Origin of the sequence: Zeimonas sediminis, from assembly GCF_023721795.1 — a bacterium.
In the GTDB taxonomy this organism is placed as follows: Bacteria; Pseudomonadota; Gammaproteobacteria; order Burkholderiales; family Burkholderiaceae_E; genus Zeimonas; species Zeimonas sediminis.
The window spans coordinates 2,147,170-2,166,523 of record NZ_JAMQYE010000001.1 but is presented as its reverse complement, the minus strand read 5'-3'; the positions used below and the strand labels follow the sequence as shown (position 1 = coordinate 2,166,523).

The following is a 19,354-nucleotide window of genomic DNA, read 5'->3' as shown; positions in this document are numbered from 1 at the left end:
CGGATCAGCGCGACGCGGTGGCCGGGCTGTTGGACAGGCCCCAGACGTAGGCGGTCAGCAGGTGGATCTTGCCTTCGCCCAGCAGTTCGCCGAAGGCCGGCATCTGGTTGCTGCGGCCCTTGTTGATCGTCTCGACGATCGTGGCGAGGCCGCCGCCGTAGAGCCAGGTCTTGTCGGTCAGGTTCGGCGCGCCCAGGGCAGGATTGCCCTTGCCGTCAGGGCCATGGCAGGCCGCGCAGGCCGCGAACTTGTCCTTGCCGAGGGCCGCCTTCGCGGCGTCGTGGCCGCTGTCGGACAGCGACAGCACGTAGTGCGCCAGGTTGGTCACGTCGTCGGACGAGCCGACCGCAGCGGCCATCGGCGGCATCATGCCCTGGCGGCCCTGGGTGATCGTGGTCTTGATCGCCTCGGGCTCGCCGCCCCACATCCAGTCGCGGTCGGTCAGGTTCGGGAAGCCGCGGCTGCCCTGCGCGGTGGAGCCGTGGCACTGCACGCAGTAGGTCAGGTACAGGCGCTCGCCCATCTCGCGGGCCTGCGGGTCGGCCGCCACGGTCTTGACGTCCTGCGCCATGAACTTGGCGAACAGCGGCTCGACCGCCTGGTTGACCCGCGCGACCTCGCGCTCGTACTGGTCCTTCTGGCTCCAGCCCAGCGTGCCGGCGAAGCTGCCCAGCCCGGGGTAGAGGATCAGGTAAACGATCGAGAACACGCAGGTGATGATGAACAGCCACAGCCACCAGCGCGGCAGCGGGTTGTTGAACTCCTCGAGGGTCTCGTCCCACTTGTGGCCGGTGGTGCCGACCTGCTCGCCCTTGACCCGGCCCTTCGCCAGGATCAGGGCAAGCCACAGGCAGAACACGATCGACACGATCGTGACGATCGCGATGTAGAGGCTCCAGCCGGAACTGGTGAAATCGGCCATTTTCTTTCTCCGCGGACGGTTCGCGTCGGATTCTTCGTTGATGCGTTGGGCAGGACGGGGCGGGCCTCAGAGCTCGTCGCGTTCGACGAAGGGCAGCCGCGAGGCCTCGTCGAAGCGCTGGCGTTGCCGCCCGCTCCAGGCCCACAGCACGATCCCGACGAAGATCGCCAGGCTCACCGCGGCGATGATCCCGCGCAGCACGTTGATGTCCATGTCGGTTCCCTCTTCGCCTGGCCGATCACTGCGGCTTGGTCAGCGAGGTGCCCAGCACCTGCAGATAGGCGATCAGCGCGTCCATCTCGGTGCGGTCCTTCAGCTCTTCCGGCGCCTTCTGGATCTGCTCGGCGCTGTACGGATGCCCGAGCTTGACCAGCGTGCGCATCCTGGCCTGGATCGTGCCGTCGTCGGCCGGCCGGCCGGCCAGCCACGGGTAGCCGGGCATGTTCGACTCCGGGACCAGGTCGCGCGGGTTCATCAGGTGCACGCGGTGCCATTCGTCCGTGTACCGGCCGCCGACCCGCGCGAGGTCCGGACCGGTGCGCTTGCTGCCCCACTGGAAGGGACGGTCGTAGACGAACTCGCCGGCCACCGAGTAGTGGCCGTAGCGTTCGGTCTCGGCGCGGAAGGGCCGGATCATCTGCGAGTGGCAGTTGTAGCAGCCCTCGCGGACGTAGACGTCGCGCCCGGTCAGCTGCAGCGCGGTGTAGGGCTTGAGCCCGGCCACCGGCTCGGTGGTGGACTTCTGGAAGTACAGCGGCACGATCTCGACCAGGCCGCCGAAGCTGATCGCGACCAGGATCAGCACCATCAGCAGCGGCAGGTTCTTCTCGATGATCGAATGCGAGAACTTGCTGGACATTCTTTTTCTCCTTTCTCGCTCAGGCGTGGGCAGCGTCGAGCCGGGGCACCGGCGCGTCGACCGCCTTGCCGCCGCGGATCGTCATCAGCACGTTCCAGAGCATGATCCCCATGCCCGCCAGGTACAGCAGGCCGCCGAGCACCCGGATGTAGTAGTACGGGTACGTGGCCTTCAGCGACTCGATGAACGCGTAGGTCAGCGTGCCGTCGGGGTTGGTGGCGCGCCACATCAGGCCCTGCGTGACCCCGGCGATCCACATCGCGGCGATGTACAGCACCACGCCGATCGTGGCGACCCAGAAGTGCACCTCGATCGCCTTCACGCTGTGCATCTGCGTGCGGTTGAACAGCCGCGGCAGCAGGTAGTAGACCGAGCCCATCGTGATGAAGCCGACCCAGCCGAGCGCGCCCGAGTGCACGTGGCCGACGGTCCAGTCGGTGTAGTGCGACAGCGCGTTGACCGTCTTGATCGACATCATCGGGCCCTCGAAGGTCGACATGCCGTAGAACGACAGCGAGACGATCAGGAACTTCAGGATCGGGTCGGTGCGCAGTTTGTGCCAGGCGCCCGACAGGGTCATGATGCCGTTGATCATGCCGCCCCACGACGGCGCGAGCAGGATCAGCGAGAACAGCATGCCGATGCTCTGGGCCCAGTCGGGCAGCGCCGTGTAGTGAAGGTGGTGCGGGCCGGCCCACATGTAGGTGAAGATCAGCGCCCAGAAGTGCACGATCGACAGCCGGTACGAGTAGACCGGGCGCTCGGCCTGCTTTGGGATGAAGTAGTACATCATCCCGAGGAAGCCGGCGGTCAGGAAGAAGCCGACCGCGTTGTGGCCGTACCACCACTGCACCATCGCGTCCTGCACCCCGGCGTAGGCCGAGTAGGACTTGGTGGCCGTGGCGGGCAGCGCGGCGCTGTTGACGATGTGAAGCACCGCCACGGTGATGATGAACGCGCCGAAGAACCAGTTGGCCACGTAGATGTGCGGCGTCTTGCGCTTGGCGATCGTGCCGAAGAACACGATCGCGTAGGCGACCCACACCGCGGTGATCAGCAGGTCGATCGGCCACTCGAGCTCGGCGTACTCCTTGCCGCTGGTGATGCCGAGCGGCAGCGTGATCACCGCCAGGACGATGATCGCCTGCCAGCCCCAGAAGGTGAACGCCGCGAGCCCGGGCGCGAACAGCGGCGTCTGGCAGGTTCGCTGGACCACGTAGTACGAGGTGGCGAACAGCGCCGTGCCGCCGAACGCGAAGATCACCGCGTTGGTGTGCAGCGGCCGCAGGCGGCTGTAGGTGAGCCAGGGGATGTCGAAGTTCAGCGCCGGCCAGGCCAGCTGCGCGGCGATGATCACGCCGACCAGCATGCCGATGAACCCCCAGACGACGGTCATCACCGTCAGTTGGCGAATGACCTTGTAATGGTAGGTCTCGCCGGTCAGCGATCTTGAAGCACTCATTCGAACCCCCGTGGCAGGATTGCCCATTATCTTTGTGTGGTTACCCGGCGATCTTGCGTTGCGTCAATCGCCACGGTGTCGCCGTCGTCAGTATTGTTCCGATTGTGGCGCTCGCGCATCGCCGCGCCGGCGTCTTCCGGAGCCTTGCCGGGGCGGTCCGTGCGCTCGCCGCCGGGCCGGTCGTCGTCGTGCAGCACGCTCCAGGCCGGCCCGTCCATGTCCTCGAACTGGCCGCTGTCGGCCATCCGCAGGAACACCCAGGCCGCGCCGAACACCGCCACGACGCTGAGCGGGATCAACAGGTAAAGGGCTTCCATCCTCATCGGCCTCCGTTGGGCCCGCGCTGCCGCGGCATCAGCCGCAGGGCATTGATCGCGACCAGCAGCGAGCTCGCCGACATCCCGATCGCGGCCACCGCGGGAGGCACCCAGCCGATCGCCGCGGCGGGAATCGCCAGCGCGTTGTAAGCCATCGCCCACGTCAGATTCTGCTTCACGATCCGGCGCGTGTCTTGAGCCAGGTCGAGAAGTGCGCACAAATCGGACAGCCTGCGCCCCAGCAGCACCACGCCGGCAGCGGTGCGCGCCAGCGAGGTCGCCTCGCCGACGGCTACCGACACGTCGGCCGCGGCCAGCACCGGCGCGTCGTTGATGCCGTCGCCGACCATCGCGACGCGGCGGCCGCCGGCCTGCAGGGCGCGCACGTAGTCGAGCTTGTCGTCCGGGCGGGCGCCGCCGCGGTGCTCGGCGATGCCCAGGCCGTGCGCCACCGCCGCCACCGCGGCCGGGTCGTCCCCGGACAGCAGATGAAGCCGCAGGCCGCGCGCCGCCAGCCGGCCGACGACCTCGGGCGACTCCTCGCGCAGCGCGTCGCGGAAGGCGAGGCGCGCGACCGGTCCCTGCTCGTCGGCGAGCCACACCTCGGTGTCCGCGGACTGGGCCGTCTCTTCCCAACGCTGCGCTGGCCCGGCGAAGGCCCGGTTGCCGAGCCGCCACGCGCGGCCGTCGATCCGGGCCTGCACGCCCAGCCCCGGGGCGTTGCGCGCCTCGGCGGCCTCGGGCAGCGGCAGGCCGGCGGCCGCGCGGCGGATCGCCTCGGCTACCGGGTGCGGCTGGCCGGTTTCCAGCGCGGCGGCGATCGCCAGCAGTCGCGGGCCGGCCCCGTCCTCGCCGAGGCGAGCGGCCGCCGCGGCCACCGGCGCGAGGCCGATCAGCTCGGGCTTGCCGACGGTCAGTGTCCCGGTCTTGTCGAAGACCAGGTCGGTGACCTCGGCAGCGCGCAGCAGCAGGTCGCCGCTCGCCACCAGCATGCCGCGTCGCAGGGCGGCGCCGCTGGCGGCGGCCAGTGCGGCCGGCGTGGCCAGCGACAGCGCGCAAGGGCAGGAAACGACCAGCACCGCGATCGCGATCTCGCCCGCCCGCGACGGGTCGATCTGCAGCCAGACCAGCCAGATCGCCGAGGCCAGCAGCAGCAGCGCGACCACGAAGACCCGGGCGATCCGGTCGGTCACGCCGACCAGGTGCGGCCGCTGCGCCGCCGCGCGCTCGGCCAGCCGTTCGATCGTCGAGATCGTGCTGTCGCCGGCCGCGCGCAGCGCCTTCAGGACCACCGGGTGGCCGGTATTGATCGCGCCGCCGGGCACCGGATCGCCTCGCCCGACCGGGACCGGCCGCGACTCGCCGGTCAGCAGCGACTGGTCGATCGTGGTGGCCTCGTCGAGCATCTCCGCGTCGACCGCGATCCGCTCGCCGGGCGCCACGCGAAAGCGATCCCCGGGAACCAGCCGCGAGGCGGGCACGCGCTGGGCCGCGCCGGTCGCCGGATCGAGCCGCTCGGCGGTGTCGGGCACCGAGGCGGACAGCGCGTCGAGAGTGCGCGCCGCACGCCGGCGCGCCATCCACTCCAGGTAGCGGGCGCCCAGCAGCAGGAACACGAACATCGTCACCGAGTCGTACCAGACCTCGCCGCGGCCGGTGACCGTGGCGTGAAGGCTCGCCGCGAAGGCCGCGACCAGCGCGATCGCGACCGGCACGTCCATGCCGGGGCTGCGCGCCTTCAGGTCGCGCCAGGCGCCGGCGAAGAAGGGCTGCGCCGAGTAGAGGATCACCGGCAGCGTCAGCGCCAGGCTGGCCCAGCGCATCAGCGAGTCCCACTGCGCCTCGATGTCGCCGGGCTCGGCCAGGTAGACCGGCACCGCGTACATCATCACCTGCATCATGCCGAGCCCGGCGATGAACAGCCGCCTGAACAAGTCGCGGCTGGTCTTGCGCAGCGCCTGCTCGCGGCGGGTCGGGTCGAAGGGACGCAGCCGGTAGCCGATCCGGCCGGCGGCCGCGAGCAGCGAGGAGAGCGGCGCGGCGCGGTCGTCGTAACGCACGGTGGCGCGCTCGGTGGCCATGTTGACCGAGACGTCCTCGACGCCCGGCTGGGCGCGGAGCTGCTGTTCGATCAGCCACACGCACGCGCCGCAGCGGATGCCCTCGACCAGCAGCGTGGCCTCGCAGCGCTCGCCCTCGCGCCTCACGAAGCGCGCCTGCACCTCGGGTTCGTCGTAGATCGCCAGCGATTCGCCGGCCCCGGCTTCGCCCTGCGCGCCGGCTGCATCGGCGCCGGCCCCGGGCGCCAGCGACAGACCCGCAGGCGGTTGCCAGCCCGAGGCGGGCAGTTCGGTGCGCGTGCGGTAGTAGTCGTCGAGGCCGGCGGCGACGATCGCATCGGCGACCGCCTGGCAGCCGGCGCAGCACATCGGACGCTCGACGCCGCCGACCCGGCTGGACCAGCGGCCGGGATCCAGGATCGGCTGGCCGCAGTGGAAGCAGGCCAGCCGCGCCGTGGCAAGCGGGCGCGACGAGTCCTGTCCGGGCGGCGCGGGATTCCGCGCAGCCGGATCCGGCTCGGCCGTCGGCGGTCCGCTCAGCGCCACGGCTGGAAGCAGGCGTCGATCACGCTGTGGATGTTGGCCACCGGATCGATGCGAAGCAGGCCGGCCACGGCGAAGGCGACGACCATCACACCGGCGGCCAGTCGCACCCAGGGCCGGTCCAGCCACGGCGCCCCGCGCTGCACCAGCCAGCCGAGCGCCAGCAGATTGGGCAGCGTACCCAGGCCGAAGGCCAGCATCAGCGCGGCGCCGTCCACGGCGCTGCCCGACACCAGCGCCGCAACCAGCACGCCGTAGACCATGCCGCAGGGCACCCATCCCCAGACGGCCCCGGCGGCCAGCGCGCCGCGAAAGCCCTGTGCGCCGAGCAGTCGGGCCGCGGTCGGCGCGAGCCGCTTCCACGCGCCGGTGCCGAGGCGCTCGAGGAAGCCGAGCCGACCTGCGCCGAGCATCAGCGCGAGGCCCAGCACGATCATCGCCAGGTTCGCGGCGACGAAGGCGTACTGCTGGATCGGCAGCATGTGCCTGCCCAGCCAGGCGGTCGAGCCGACCGCCCCGGCGATCGCCCCGGCCACCGCGTAGCTGGAGATCCGGCCCAGGTTGTACGCGAGCGGCTGCAGCCGCGACGGGGCCGAGGCGCTGGCGATCACCGGCTCGCCAGTGGCTGCGTCCACCGCGCGGATCGGGATGATCCGGTGCCGGGCGCCCAGCACGGTGACGATGCCACCGCACATGCTGGCGCAGTGCGCGCCGCCCAGCAGGCCGAGCAGGAAGGCTGAAAACAGCGAAAAGCCGATCACGGCTGGCGAAACCTCGTGAGGCCGGCGAACCGGCGCCGGCGACGCGCCGATGCCGGCCGCGCCGCCCGATCGGCGCGCCTTGCGGGGGCGCGCCTTGGATTAGACTGGCGAAGCGCCCCGGCACCTGTCGGGACACCTTTTCGCGAATGATACGAGCGCGCCAGGCGGCGCCGCTTGAATGATGTCAAGAACCCTTCGAATCGACGAGCAGGGCGTGCTGCGTACGCTCGACCAGACGCTGCTGCCCTTCGAGCGGCGCGAGATCGCGCTGCGCGGCGTCGACGACTGCCATCGCGCGATCGTCACGATGCAGGTGCGCGGCGCGCCGCTGATCGGGGCGGTCGGCGCCTGGGGGCTGGCGCTGGCCCTGCGCGACGACGCGTCGGACGCGGCGCTGCACGAGGCCTGGCGACGGCTGCTCGCGGCCCGGCCGACCGCGGTCAACCTGCGCTGGGCGCTCGACCGGGCGATGCGCCGCGTCGCGCCGCTGCCGCCGGCCCAGCGGGCGCAGGCTGCGCGCGCCGAGGCGATGGCGATCTGCGAGGCCGATGCCGACTGCAACCGGCGGATCGGCGAGCACGGCGCCGCGCTGCTCGAGGCGCTCGCAGCCAGGCTGCCGGCGCGGCGGCCCGGCGCGCCGCTGAACCTGCTCACCCACTGCAACGCCGGCCGGATCGCCACGCTGGACTACGGCACCGCGCTGGCGCCGATCTACCTGCTCCACGAGCGCGGCGTCCCGCTCCACGTCTGGGTCGACGAAACCAGGCCGCGCAACCAGGGCGCCTCGCTGACCGCCTGGGAGCTGGCCGAGCGCGGCGTGCCGCACACCGTGATCGTCGACAACGCGGGCGGCCTGCTGATGCGGCAGGGCCGGGTCGACGCCGCGATCGTCGGCTGCGACCGGGTTGCGGCCAACGGCGACGTGGCCAACAAGATCGGCACCTACCTGAAGGCGCTCGCGGCGCGCGACTGCGGGCTGCCGTTCTGGGTCGCCTGCCCGGTCTCTACGATCGACCCTCAGGCCGCCGACGGCGACGCGATCCCGATCGAGGAGCGCGACCCGCGCGAGGTCACGCACGTGGGCGGACAGCTGGCCGACGGTTCCGTCGGCGCGGTGCGCGTCGTTCCCGAGGGCAGCCCGGTCGCCAATCCGGGCTTCGACGTGACGCCGGCGCGGCTGGTCAGCGGACTGGTCACCGAGCACGGCGTGTTCGATGCGTCGGCCGAGGGCGTCGCGCTGGCGCTGGCCGCGGGAGGCGCGCGGTGAGCGGCGAGTCGGGCCCCCGGGGCCGCAGCCGGGAGCCGGACGCCGGCGCCCCGGCCGCCCCCGCCGCCGGGACCGCCGGGACCGCCGGTCGCGACCCGGCTCTCGTCACCGAGAATTCCGCCCGCCAGGCGATCGTCGACTGCTGCCTGAAGATGGCCGCGCTCGGCCTGAACACCGGCCGCGCCGGCAACGTGTCGCTGCGCTGGCATCGCGGCGGGCCGCTCGGCGCGGGCATGCTGGTCACGCCGGCGGCCACCCCCTACGAGTCGATGAGCGCCGAAGACGTCGTCTGGATGCCGCTGGCGGCAAGCGACGAAGCCGCCGCGCGCGGCGCGACGACGCGGCCCGAAGCCGAACCGGCGACCGCGCCGGCGACGCCGCCCGCGCGGCGCCCGTCCTCGGAATGGCGAATGCACCGCGACGTCTACGCTGCGCGCCCCGAGGCCGGCGCGATCGTCCACGTCCACTCGCCCGCAGCGACCGCGCTCGCCTGCCTGCCGCGCGTGCAGCGCGACGGCATCCCCGCCTTCCACTACATGGTCGCGGTCGCCGGCGGCGCCGACATCCGCTGCGCGCCGTACCGCAGCTTCGGCACCGCCGAGTTGTCGCAGGCGGCGCTCGAGGCCCTGCGCGAGCGCCGCGCCTGCCTGCTGGCCAACCACGGCACCGTCGCCTTCGGCCCCACGCTGGCCGCCGCGCTCGAGCTGTCGAACGAAGTCGAGTCGCTGGCCCGGATGTACGCGACCGCGCTGCAACTCGGCGAGCCGGCGATCCTCGGCGACGACGAGATCGCGCAGGTGCTGCAGCGGTTCGCCGATTACCGGCGCCAGTAGCGCGTCGGCGGACCGCAAGCCACCGCGGTTGCTCGCGGGGTCGCCGGTTCGCCGGGCGGCTCCGGCTCGCACGCAGCCGTCTCCAGGGCCGCGCGGGGGGCGTGGGACTGCGCCGGACCTTGTGGCGCGCGGCGCGCTTCCGAAGGAACCGGCGAGAAGGGAGGAGCTCTGTCCGAGGCCCGCCGAAGGCGGGCCGAGTTGAGCTCCGACCCGCCGGTGACGAGGAAGGCGCCGGCACCCCGAGCCGAAGGCGAGGGGCGCGACACCGTCCGGCGCAGTCCCACGCCCCCCGCGCGGCCCGGGCGAACGAGGAAACCGGGCCCGCCCGCCGATCCGGCGCTCAGCGCGGCCTGGCGTCGCCCCCGCCGAGGTGCTGATGCGACGTGATCCCCATCGACACGTAGATGCTGGTCAGCCCCTCGACGCCGACCTCGGCCGGCGTCACCCAGGCGGCCGGCACGTAGATCAGGCCGCCGCCCACCGGCACCGGGGAGGTCGGGATCAGGACCGCCATGTATTCGGTCTCGCCGAGCCGGATCGGCTCGGGCGTCGACAGCAGTCCCAGCACTGCCGCGCCGCCGACGCCGCCGAAGTGCAGCCACACCGGACGCATCGAGCGGGTGGCCCCCTCGTCGCGCTGCGAGAGCAGCTCGACGAATTTCTTGACGGTGTCGTAGACGTTGCGCACGACCGGGATGCGCCTGACCACGCCGTCGACCGCCCAGGTGACCACGTCGCGCAAGCGGGTCCGCACCAGCACGCCTAGCAGGAAGATCGCGACCAGCACGATCAGGATGCCGATCGCGTACGCGGCGACCTCGGATCCGCCGACGCCGAGCCCGATCGAGCTCAGCGTTCGGCCGACGAGGCTGTACGGACCGAGGTAATCGGCGGCGAGCCGGGCGGCCCACACGAAGATCGCCAGCGTCGCGGCCAGCGGCAGCGCCGCCAGCGCGCCGGTCACGAAGATGTTGAGCAGTCCGCGCATCGGCATCCAGGAAGTCGGGTTCGGTGCGTAGCGCCGGCGAGGCTCGTCGCGCTTCAGCCTCCGGCTGCGCGGAGTTTCGCACGCCGGGCCGGTGGCCGCAGCACCCGGGCCAGGTAGCGGCCCGTGTGACTGGCTTCGCTCGCGGCGACGCTCTCGGGCGTGCCCTGCGCCACCAGCGTGCCGCCGCCGTCGCCGCCCTCCGGACCCATGTCGACGATCCAGTCGGCGGTCTTGATCACGTCGAGGTTGTGCTCGATGACGACGACCGTGTTGCCATGGTCGCGCAACTGGTGGATGACCCGCAGCAGCAGCTCGATGTCGTGGAAGTGCAGGCCGGTGGTGGGTTCGTCGAGGATGTACAGCGTGCGGCCGGTGTCGCGCTTGGACAGCTCCTCGGCGAGCTTGACCCGCTGCGCCTCGCCGCCCGACAGCGTGGTGGCCGCCTGGCCGAGGCGCACGTAGCCGAGCCCGACGTCGAGCAGCGTCTGCAGCTTGCGGCGCACGTTGGGCACCGCGTCGAAGAAGGCGGCGGCCTGCTCGATCGTCATGTCGAGCACCTCGGCGATGCTGCGGCCCTTGTAGAGCACTTCGAGCGTCTCGCGGTTGTAGCGCTTGCCGTGGCAGACGTCGCAGGGCACGTAGACGTCGGGCAGGAAGTGCATCTCGACCTTGATGACCCCGTCGCCCTCGCAGGCCTCGCAGCGGCCGCCCTTCACGTTGAACGAGAAGCGCCCTGGCCCGTAGCCGCGCTCGCGCGAGGTCGGCGTGCCGGCGAACAGCTCGCGGATCGGCGTGAACAGGCCGGTGTAGGTGGCCGGGTTGGAGCGCGGCGTGCGGCCGATCGGGCTCTGGTCGACGTTGATCACCTTGTCGATGTGCTCGAAGCCCTCGATCGCCTCGTGCGGCGCCGGCTCGGCCTGCGAGCGGTAGATCTGGCGCGCCGCCGCCGCGTAGAGCGTGTCGTTGACCAGCGTCGACTTGCCCGAGCCCGACACGCCGGTCACGCAGATCAGCAGGCCCGCCGGGAAGTCGACGGTGACGCCCTTCAGGTTGTTGCCGGTGGCGCCGCGCACCGTGATCGAGCGGCCGTCGGGCGCCTTGCGCTGCGCCGGCACCTCGATGCGGCGCCTGCCCGACAGGTACTGTCCGGTCAGCGAGTCCGGGTCGGCCGCGATCTCGTCGGGCCGGCCCTGCGCGACGACGCGCCCGCCGTGCTCGCCGGCGCCCGGGCCCATGTCGACGACGTGGTCGGCGGCCATGATCGCGTCCTCGTCGTGCTCGACGACCAGCACCGAGTTGCCGAGGTCGCGCAGGTGCTTGAGCGTGCCGATCAGCCGGTCGTTGTCGCGCTGGTGCAGGCCGATCGACGGTTCGTCGAGCACGTACATCACGCCGGTGAGCCCGGATCCGATCTGCGAGGCCAGGCGGATCCTCTGCGACTCGCCGCCCGAAAGCGTCTCGGCAGGCCGGTCGAGCGACAGGTAGTCCAGCCCCACGTTGTTCAGGAAGGTGAGCCGGTTGACGATCTCGCGCACGATGCGCTCGCCGATCGTCTGCCGGGCGCCGGGCAGCTCCAGCTTCGAGAACCAGTCGAGCGACTCCCGCAGCGTGAGCCCGGACAGCTGCCAGATCGGCCGGTCGCCGCCGCGCGGCCCCACCCGAACGAAGCGCGCGTCGAGCCGCAGCCGGGTGCCCTCGCAGGTCGGGCAGGCCCGGTTGTTCAGGTAGCGCGAGAGCTCTTCGCGGACCTGCGCCGAGTCGGTCTCGCGCAGGCGGCGCTGCAGGTTCGGCAGCACGCCCTCGAACGCGTGCTCGCGCACCGTGACCCGGCCGCCCTCGGCCGTGTAGGTGAACGCGATCTTCTCGCTGCCCGATCCGTGCAGCACCACGTGGCGGACCCGCTCGGGCAGCTCCTCGAAGGGCGCGTCGATGTCGAAGTCGTAGTGGGCGGCGAGGTTCTGCAGCAGCTGGAAGTAGAACTGGTTGCGCCGGTCCCAGCCCTTGATCGCGCCCGAGGCCAGGCTCAGGTTCGGGAACTGCACGACCCGCTTCGGGTCCATGAACGCGATCGTGCCCAGGCCGTTGCACTCGGGGCAGGCGCCGGCCGGGTTGTTGAACGAGAACAGCCGCGGCTCCAGGTCGGGCAGCGAGTGGTTGCAGACCGGGCAGGCGTAGCGGCTCGAGAACGGCTGCTCGGCGCCGCTCTCCATGTCGACCACGATCGCGCGGCCGTCGGCCAGGCGCAGCGCCGTCTCGAAGGACTCGACCAGCCGCTGCTGCAGCGTCGGGCCGACCTTGACCCGGTCGACGACGACGTCGACCGAGTGCTTCTGGTTGCGGTTGAGCCTGGGGCCGCCGCCGTCGAGCTCGACGATCTGCGCCGGTTCGCCCTCGGCCCGCACCCGCACCCGAACGAAGCCCTGCGCCTGCAGGTCGGCGAACAGCTCCGCGTGCTCGCCCTTGCGCATCGACAGCACCGGCGCGAGGATCATCAGCCGCGCGCCCTCGGGCATCGCGAGCACCGTGTCCACCATCTGCGACACGGTCTGGGCCTCCAGCGGATTCTCGGGGTGGTAGGGGCAATACGGGGTGCCCACCCGCGCGAACAGCAGGCGCAGGTAGTCGTGGATCTCGGTGACGGTGCCGACCGTGGAGCGCGGGTTGTGGCTGGTCGCCTTCTGCTCGATCGAGATCGCCGGCGACAGTCCCTCGATCAGGTCGACGTCGGGCTTCTCCATCAGCTGCAGGAACTGCCGGGCATAGGCCGACAGCGACTCGACGTAGCGGCGCTGCCCCTCGGCGTAGAGCGTGTCGAAGGCGAGCGAGGACTTGCCCGAGCCCGACAGGCCGGTGATCACCACCAGTCGTTCGCGCGGCAGGTCGAGGCTGACGTTCTTCAGGTTGTGCGTGCGTGCGCCGCGGATGCGTATCGAGTCCATCTTCCTGGGCGGCAGGCGGGTCGGGCGGGCCCGGCGCCGGCCGTCGCTAAAAGGCCGCGAACGGCCGAGCGTCGCTGAAGGCCGCGAACGGCCAATCGATTAATATAACCGGTTGCCGAATTCGCCGTGATGCACGCCAGTTCCCCCACGCCAGCCGCCGCGCCCGGCGACTCCCCCGGAATGACCCGCTTCGAGCTGCGCGCAAGCGCATCGCTCGCGTCGGTGTTCGCGCTGCGGATGCTCGGCCTGTTCCTGATCCTGCCGGTCTTCGCGGTGCACGCTCGCGGCCTGCCCGGCGGCGGCGACGCGCTGCTGGTCGGGCTCGCGCTGGGCATCTACGGGCTCACCCAGGCGCTGCTGCAGCTGCCCTTCGGGATGGCCTCGGACCGACTGGGCCGCAAGCCGGTGATCGTCGCCGGGCTGCTGATCTTCGCGGCCGGCAGCTTCGTGGCCGCGGCGGCCGACTCGGTCTGGCTGGCGATCGTCGGCAGGGCCCTGCAGGGCGCCGGCGCGATCTCGGCCGCGGTCACCGCGCTGATCGCCGACGCCACCCGCGAGAGCCAGCGCACCAAGGCGATGGCGATGGTCGGCGGCTCGATCGGCATCACCTTCGCGCTGTCGCTGGTGCTGGCGCCGCTGCTCTACGGCGCGATCGGCATGGGCGGGATCTTCTCGCTGACCGGGGCGCTCGCGATCGCCGCGATCGGCGTCGTGGCCTGGGTCGCGCCGGCGAGCCCGCCCGCGATGCCGGGCTCGCACGCCGACCCGCAGGCGCCGGGCCGGCGCACGCCCTTCGCGGCGGTCGCCCTCGAGCCCGATCTGCTCAGGCTGAACCTGGGCATCTTCACGCTGCACGCGATCCAGATGGCGATGTTCGTCGTCGTGCCCGCCTGGCTGGTCGGACGCGCGGGCCTGCCGCTCGACGCGCACTGGAAGCTCTACCTGCCGGTGGTGGTGCTGTCGTTCGCGGTCATGGTGCCGCCGCTGATCCTCGCGGAACGGCGGGGCCGGCTGCGCGCGGTCTTCGTCGGGGCAGTCTCGCTGCTGCTGCTCGTGCAGCTGCTCTTCGCGCTTAGGCCGGCCGGCCTAGTCGCGCTGGCGGTCTTGCTGCTGGCCTTCTTCGCGGCGTTCAATGTGCTCGAGGCGAGCCTGCCCTCGCTGGTGTCGAGGCTGGCGCCGGCCGACGCCAAGGGGACCGCGCTGGGCATCTACAACACCACGCAGTCGCTCGGCCTGTTCGCCGGCGGGCTGGCCGGGGGCTTCGTCCAGCGGCAGTGGGGCGAGCCGGCGGTCTTCGCCGTATGCGCGGCGCTCGCCGCGATCTGGCTCGCGGCGGCGCTCGGCCATCGGCGCTGGCCGGCTCGGGCCAGGGCGGCGGGCTGAGCCCGGCATCGGTCGCGGCAGTGCTGCGGGCGACCGTATCGAGGCGGCCGCTCGCCGTCGTGACACAATCGGAACAACTGAATTCAAGGGGAGCAGCATGGCGTCGGTGAACAAGGTGATCCTGATCGGCAACCTCGGGCGGGACCCGGAAACGCGCTACGCGCCGAGCGGCGGCGCGATCTGCAACGTCCGGATCGCCACCACCCGCAACTGGAAGGACAAGGCCACCGGCGAGAAGCGCGAGGAAACCGAGTGGCACAGCGTGGTCTTCTACGACCGCCTGGCCGAGATCGCCGGCGAGTACCTGAAGAAGGGAAGGCCGGTGTACGTCGAGGGCCGGCTCAAGACCCGCAAGTGGCAGGACAAGGAAGGGCAGGACCGCTACACGACCGAAATCATCGCCGAGTCGATGCAGCTGCTCGGTTCGCGCGACGGCGGCGGCGGTGGTGGCGGCTACGGCGGCGACGACGAGGGCGGCTACTCGGGCGGCGGCTATTCCGGCGGCAGCCGGGGTGGCGCCTCCCGCGGGGGCGGCGGCCAGGGGGCGCAGGGCGGCCAGGCGCCGCGTCGCCCGTCCCCCGAGCCCGGTGGCGGCGACGCCTTCGGCCCGATGGACGACGACATCCCGTTCTGAGGGAATCGAAGGCGCCGGTTGCGGCGATCCGCAACCGTCTCGTTTTCGCCTTATAATTCAAGGTTTTCCAAAATCCGCCGCCGGAGCGTTCGCGTCCGGCGGTTTTTGTCATCCGGAAGCCTTGCACCATGCCGATTTACGCCTACCGTTGCGACAGCTGCGGCGCCAGGAAGGACGTGCTGCAGAAAGTGTCCGATGCCCCGCTCACCAGTTGCCCCGAGTGCGGCGCCGAGTCCTTCCACAAGGAGCTGACCGCCCCGGCCTTCCAGCTGAAGGGCTCGGGCTGGTACGTCACCGACTTCCGCGACAACGGCAAGCCGAAGGACAAGCCGGCCGGCGCCGGCAGCGATTCGGGAGCCTCGGGCGGCGACGCCGGCGGTTCGTCCGGCTCCGCCTCGTCGACTTCGTCGGGCTCGGCGGGCGCGCAGCCCCCCGCGGCGCCGTCGGCCTGACTCCCGGGCACCGCAGCGCCGGCCTGCCTCGCGGGCCGGCGCGGGTCCCGCCAGAATGCGCAAATACCTCGTCACCGGCCTGCTGATCTGGGTCCCGCTCGTCATCACGATCTGGGTGCTGAACCTGATCGTGACCACGATGGACCAGAGCCTGCAACTGCTCCCCGAGCGGTGGCACCCGCACACCTTCATCGGCCGCGACATCCCCGGCATGGGCCTTGTGCTCACGGTGCTGGTGCTGGTGGTCACCGGGCTGCTCGCGCGCAACTTCATCGGCGAGCGGCTGGTCGTCTACTGGGAGCGGCTGCTCGGCCGCATCCCGATCGTGCGCTCGATCTACTCGAGCGTGAAGCAGGTCAGCGACACGATCCTGTCGCCGAACGGCCAGGCCTTCCGGCGGGCGCTGCTGGTCCAGTACCCGCGTGCCGGCGTCTGGACCATCGCCTTCCAGACCGGCACGCCGGCGGCCGAAGTCCGGCGGCACGTGCCGACCGACATGGTGTCGGTCTACGTGCCGACCACCCCCAACCCCACGTCCGGCTTCTTCCTGATGGTGCCGCGGGCCGAGACGATCGAACTGAACATGAGCGTCGACGAAGCGCTGAAATACGTGGTCTCGATGGGCGTCGTCGCCCCGGCGGACCGCGGCGCCACGACGCTTCCGCGCGCCTGAACGGAGAACTTTCGATGCGCAGCTGCTACACCGGCCAGGTTTCCACCGACCAGCTCGACCAGGTGGTCACCCTCTTCGGCTGGGTCCATCGTCGTCGCGACCACGGCGGCGTCATCTTCATCGACCTGCGCGACCGCGAGGGCCTCGCCCAGGTGGTCTGCGACCCCGACCGGGCCGAGATGTTCCAGGTCGCCGAGCGGGTTCGCAACGAGTTCTGCGTGCGCATCACAGGCAAGGTGCGGCGCCGCCCGGCGGGCACCGAGAACCCGAACATCCGCAGCGGCCAGATCGAGGTGCTGTGCCACGAGCTCGAGATCCTGAATCCGTCGGTCACGCCGCCGTTCCAGCTCGACGACGAGAACCTGTCCGAGACCACCCGGCTCACCCACCGCGTGCTCGACCTGCGCCGCCCCGCGATGCAGAAGAACCTGATGCTGCGCTACCGGGTCGCGATGGAGGTCCGAAAGTACCTCGACGCGCTGGGCTTCGTCGACATCGAGACCCCGATGCTGACCAAGTCCACGCCCGAGGGCGCGCGCGACTACCTGGTGCCGTCGCGGGTCAACGCCGGGCAGTTCTTCGCGCTGCCGCAGTCGCCGCAGCTCTTCAAGCAGCTGCTGATGGTGGCGGGCTTCGACCGCTACTACCAGATCACCAAGTGCTTCCGCGACGAGGACCTGCGCGCCGACCGCCAGCCCGAGTTCACGCAGATCGACTGCGAGACCTCCTTCCTGTCGGAGACCGAGATCCGATCGATCTTCGAGGAGATGATCCGCACGGTCTTCCGCAACGCGATCGGCGTCGAGCTGCCGGCGCCCTTCCCGCAGATGCCGTATGCCGAGGCGATGCGGCTGTACGGCTCGGACAAGCCCGACCTGCGCGTGAAGCTCGAGTTCACCGAGCTCACCGACGTGATGAAGGACGTCGACTTCAAGGTGTTCAGCGGCCCGGCCAACGCCGAGGGCGGCCGGGTCGTGGCGCTGCGCGTGCCGGGCGGCGGCGAGATGACCCGCAGCGAGATCGACGGCTACACGCAGTTCGTCGGCATCTACGGTGCGAAGGGCCTGGCCTGGATCAAGGTCAACGACGGCGGCAAGGGCCGCGAGGGCCTGCAGTCGCCGATCGTCAAGAACCTGCACGACGCCGCGATCGCCGCCATCCTCGAGCGCACCGGCGCGCAGACCGGCGACCTGGTCTTCTTCGGCGCCGACAAGGCCAAGGTGGTCAACGATGCGATCGGCGCGCTGCGCGTCAAGATCGGCCACTCCGAGTTCGGCCGCCGCAACGGCCTGCTCGAAGGCGACTGGAAGCCGTTGTGGGTCGTCGACTTCCCGATGTTCGAGTACGACGAGGAAAGCGCGCGCTGGGTCGCGGTCCACCATCCGTTCACCGCGCCGAAGGACGGCCACGAGGACCTGATGGAGACCGATCCCGGCCGCTGCGTGGCCAAGGCCTACGACATGGTGCTCAACGGCTGGGAGATCGGCGGCGGCTCGGTCCGCATCCACCGCGAGTCGGTCCAGAGCAAGGTCTTCGGCGCGCTGAAGATCGGCCCCGAGGAGGCCCGCGCCAAGTTCGGCTTCCTGCTCGACGCGCTGCAGTACGGCGCGCCGCCGCACGGCGGCATCGCCTTCGGCCTGGACCGCATCGTCACGATGATGGCCGGCGCCGACTCGATCCGCGACGTGATCGCGTTCCCGAAGACCCAGCGCGCGCAGTGCCTGCTGACCCAGGCCCCGTCGCCGGTCGACGAAAAGCAGCTGCGTGAGCTCCACATCCGGCTGCGGCAGGTCGAGGCGCCGAAGGCCTGAGTCCCGTGGGCACCAAGATCCCCGTCTCGGTCCTGGTCGTGATCCACACGGCCGACCTGCGGGTGCTGCTGCTCGAGCGGGCCGACCACCCGGGCTTCTGGCAGTCGGTCACCGGCAGCGTGGATCGCGTCGACGAGCCGCTCGCCGAGACCTGCCGGCGCGAGGTGCTCGAGGAAACGGGCATCGACGCGGCCGATCACGTGCTGACCGACTGGCACCTGCAGAACCGCTACGAGATCTATCCGCACTGGCGGCATCGCTATCCCGAGGGCGTGACGCAAAATACCGAGCACGTGTTCGGGCTGCTGGTGCCCGACACGGTGCCGGTCATGCTGGCCCCGCGCGAGCATCTCGCCTACGCGTGGCTGCCGTGGGAAGACGCCGCGGGCCGCTGCTTCTCGTGGAGCAACGCCGAGGCGATCCGATCGCTGCCTGCGCGGGCCGGCGCGGGCAGGCCGGGCGGCGCGAACCGGCAGCACCCTTAGCACCCGTAGCACCCTTAGCACCCTCGAGTATCCGCAGTACCCGAAGCACCGGAGCAGCACCAAGTGTCGACCTTGCGAGTGGCCACCTACAACATCCACAAGGGGGTGTTGCGGGATTTCTTCGGCCTGCGCCGCGTCGCGCGGATCCACGAGCTCAGGGCCCGTCTGCACGAGCTCGACAGCGACCTGATCTTCCTGCAGGAGGTCCAGGGCCAGAACGAGCGCCACCAGCGCCGCTTCGAGCACTGGCCCGCCGAGCCGCAGGACGTCTTCCTGGCCAAGTCCCCCACGCTCAAGCACACCTTCGAGACGGCCTACGGGCGCAACGCCAGCTACTTGCACGGCCACCACGGCAATGCGCTGCTGTCGCGCTACCCGATCATCGGCCAGGAGAACCGCGACGTCTCCGACCACGCGCTCGAGAAACGCGGCGTGCTTCACTGCGTGGTCGACGTCGGCGGGCGGCAGGTGCACTGCTTCGTCGTGCACTTCGGCCTGTTCGCGCGCAGCCGCGACCGCCAGCTCGACGCGGTGCTCGACTGGATCGAGAGCGCGGTGCCCGCGTCGGAGCCGCTGATCATCGCGGGCGACTTCAACGACTGGCGCAATGTGCTGTCCGACCGGCTGTGCAAGCGCATCGGCGCGGTCGAGGTGTTCGACGCCTGCCGGCCGCGCAGCGCGGCCGCCCAGCGCGCGGTGTACTACGTGCGCGACCGCCTCAGCGAGCTCGGCGTGTCGCCCGAGGCGGCGATCCCCGGGCTGCCGCGCACCGTTCGCGCGGCGCGCACTTTCCCCGCGCTGGTCCCGTGGTTCAGAATGGACCGCATCTACCAGCGCGGCTTCAGGGTCAGGTCCACGGCGGTGCTCAAGGGCCTCGAGTGGTCGCGCCTGTCCGACCACAGTCCGCTGGTGGCCGACCTGGAGCTGATCGCGCGCTCCTGACGCCGCGCCGCCGGCACGAGCCG

General features: G+C 71.1%; 18 protein-coding genes. 9 read left to right on the top strand and 9 right to left on the bottom strand.

Annotated features, from left to right (window positions below):
• Positions 1 to 4: 4 nt before the first annotated feature.
• The 7 genes from ccoP to M6I34_RS10060 all read right to left on the bottom strand — a co-directional run bounded on the left by ccoP (position 5) and on the right by M6I34_RS10060 (position 6,924).
• Positions 5 to 922 (bottom strand): cytochrome-c oxidase, cbb3-type subunit III, encoded by a 918-nt coding sequence (gene ccoP / locus M6I34_RS10090; protein ID WP_272485557.1) that lies wholly within the window; start codon positions 920 to 922, stop codon positions 5 to 7.
• 66 nt (positions 923 to 988) lie between these two features.
• Positions 989 to 1,135: a cbb3-type cytochrome oxidase subunit 3 gene (locus M6I34_RS10085; protein WP_272485556.1), complete on the bottom strand. Its 147-nt coding sequence runs from the start codon at positions 1,133 to 1,135 to the stop codon at positions 989 to 991.
• 25 nt (positions 1,136 to 1,160) lie between these two features.
• On the bottom strand, positions 1,161 to 1,781 hold the full coding sequence (gene ccoO / locus M6I34_RS10080; RefSeq protein WP_272485555.1) for a cytochrome-c oxidase, cbb3-type subunit II: 621 nt from the start codon (positions 1,779 to 1,781) through the stop codon (positions 1,161 to 1,163).
• A gap of 19 nt (positions 1,782 to 1,800) precedes the next feature.
• Entirely contained in the window at positions 1,801 to 3,243 is a 1,443-nt protein-coding gene (ccoN, locus tag M6I34_RS10075; protein ID WP_272485554.1) for a cytochrome-c oxidase, cbb3-type subunit I, read from the bottom strand.
• A gap of 26 nt (positions 3,244 to 3,269) precedes the next feature.
• Positions 3,270 to 3,560, bottom strand: coding sequence for a cbb3-type cytochrome oxidase assembly protein CcoS (gene ccoS / locus M6I34_RS18225; protein ID WP_336254510.1), 291 nt, complete (start codon positions 3,558 to 3,560; stop codon positions 3,270 to 3,272).
• A gap of 2 nt (positions 3,561 to 3,562) precedes the next feature.
• Positions 3,563 to 6,166, bottom strand: coding sequence for a heavy metal translocating P-type ATPase (locus M6I34_RS10065; protein ID WP_272485553.1), 2,604 nt, complete (start codon positions 6,164 to 6,166; stop codon positions 3,563 to 3,565).
• Positions 6,157 to 6,924 carry a sulfite exporter TauE/SafE family protein gene (locus M6I34_RS10060; protein WP_272485552.1) on the bottom strand — a complete coding sequence of 256 codons (768 nt, stop codon included), beginning with the start codon at positions 6,922 to 6,924 and terminating at the stop codon, positions 6,157 to 6,159. Before M6I34_RS10060 ends, M6I34_RS10065 begins: the two co-directional genes overlap by 10 nt.
• A 178-nt stretch (positions 6,925 to 7,102) precedes the next feature.
• On the opposite strand from M6I34_RS10060, the gene mtnA reads away from it, so the two are divergent.
• Positions 7,103 to 8,191, top strand: a complete 1,089-nt coding sequence (gene mtnA, locus M6I34_RS10055; protein WP_272485551.1) for an S-methyl-5-thioribose-1-phosphate isomerase — start codon at positions 7,103 to 7,105, stop codon at positions 8,189 to 8,191.
• Positions 8,188 to 9,024, top strand: coding sequence for a class II aldolase/adducin family protein (locus M6I34_RS10050; protein WP_272485550.1), 837 nt, complete (start codon positions 8,188 to 8,190; stop codon positions 9,022 to 9,024). Before mtnA ends, M6I34_RS10050 begins: the two co-directional genes overlap by 4 nt.
• A gap of 340 nt (positions 9,025 to 9,364) precedes the next feature.
• Here M6I34_RS10050 and M6I34_RS10045 read toward each other — a convergent pair whose 3' ends face one another.
• Together M6I34_RS10045 and uvrA are read right to left on the bottom strand one after the other, a co-directional pair.
• Positions 9,365 to 10,012, bottom strand: coding sequence for a DUF502 domain-containing protein (locus M6I34_RS10045; RefSeq protein WP_272485549.1), 648 nt, complete (start codon positions 10,010 to 10,012; stop codon positions 9,365 to 9,367).
• A 53-nt stretch (positions 10,013 to 10,065) separates the two neighbouring features.
• A complete protein-coding gene (gene uvrA, locus M6I34_RS10040; RefSeq protein WP_272485548.1) occupies positions 10,066 to 12,951 on the bottom strand; it encodes an excinuclease ABC subunit UvrA in 2,886 nt (961 codons plus the stop codon).
• A 129-nt stretch (positions 12,952 to 13,080) separates the two neighbouring features.
• Here uvrA and M6I34_RS10035 point away from each other — a divergent pair, with 129 nt between their 5' ends.
• The 7 genes from M6I34_RS10035 to M6I34_RS10005 all read left to right on the top strand — a co-directional run bounded on the left by M6I34_RS10035 (position 13,081) and on the right by M6I34_RS10005 (position 19,331).
• Positions 13,081 to 14,334 (top strand): MFS transporter, encoded by a 1,254-nt coding sequence (locus M6I34_RS10035; RefSeq protein ID WP_418953508.1) that lies wholly within the window; start codon positions 13,081 to 13,083, stop codon positions 14,332 to 14,334.
• Between the two features lie 97 nt (positions 14,335 to 14,431).
• Positions 14,432 to 14,968, top strand: a complete 537-nt coding sequence (gene ssb / locus M6I34_RS10030; protein WP_272485547.1) for a single-stranded DNA-binding protein — start codon at positions 14,432 to 14,434, stop codon at positions 14,966 to 14,968.
• 128 nt (positions 14,969 to 15,096) lie between these two features.
• A complete protein-coding gene (locus M6I34_RS10025; RefSeq protein WP_272485546.1) occupies positions 15,097 to 15,420 on the top strand; it encodes an FmdB family zinc ribbon protein in 324 nt (107 codons plus the stop codon).
• Positions 15,421 to 15,475: 55 nt separating this feature from the next.
• Positions 15,476 to 16,093, top strand: a complete 618-nt coding sequence (locus M6I34_RS10020) for a DUF502 domain-containing protein (protein ID WP_272485545.1) — start codon at positions 15,476 to 15,478, stop codon at positions 16,091 to 16,093.
• Positions 16,094 to 16,107: 14 nt separating this feature from the next.
• Positions 16,108 to 17,904 carry an aspartate--tRNA ligase gene (gene aspS, locus M6I34_RS10015; protein WP_272485544.1) on the top strand — a complete coding sequence of 599 codons (1,797 nt, stop codon included), beginning with the start codon at positions 16,108 to 16,110 and terminating at the stop codon, positions 17,902 to 17,904.
• 5 nt (positions 17,905 to 17,909) lie between these two features.
• Positions 17,910 to 18,389, top strand: a complete 480-nt coding sequence (gene nudB, locus M6I34_RS10010) for a dihydroneopterin triphosphate diphosphatase (protein ID WP_272485543.1) — start codon at positions 17,910 to 17,912, stop codon at positions 18,387 to 18,389.
• Between the two features lie 63 nt (positions 18,390 to 18,452).
• Positions 18,453 to 19,331 carry an endonuclease/exonuclease/phosphatase family protein gene (locus M6I34_RS10005; RefSeq protein ID WP_272485542.1) on the top strand — a complete coding sequence of 293 codons (879 nt, stop codon included), beginning with the start codon at positions 18,453 to 18,455 and terminating at the stop codon, positions 19,329 to 19,331.
• Positions 19,332 to 19,354 lie beyond the last annotated feature (23 nt).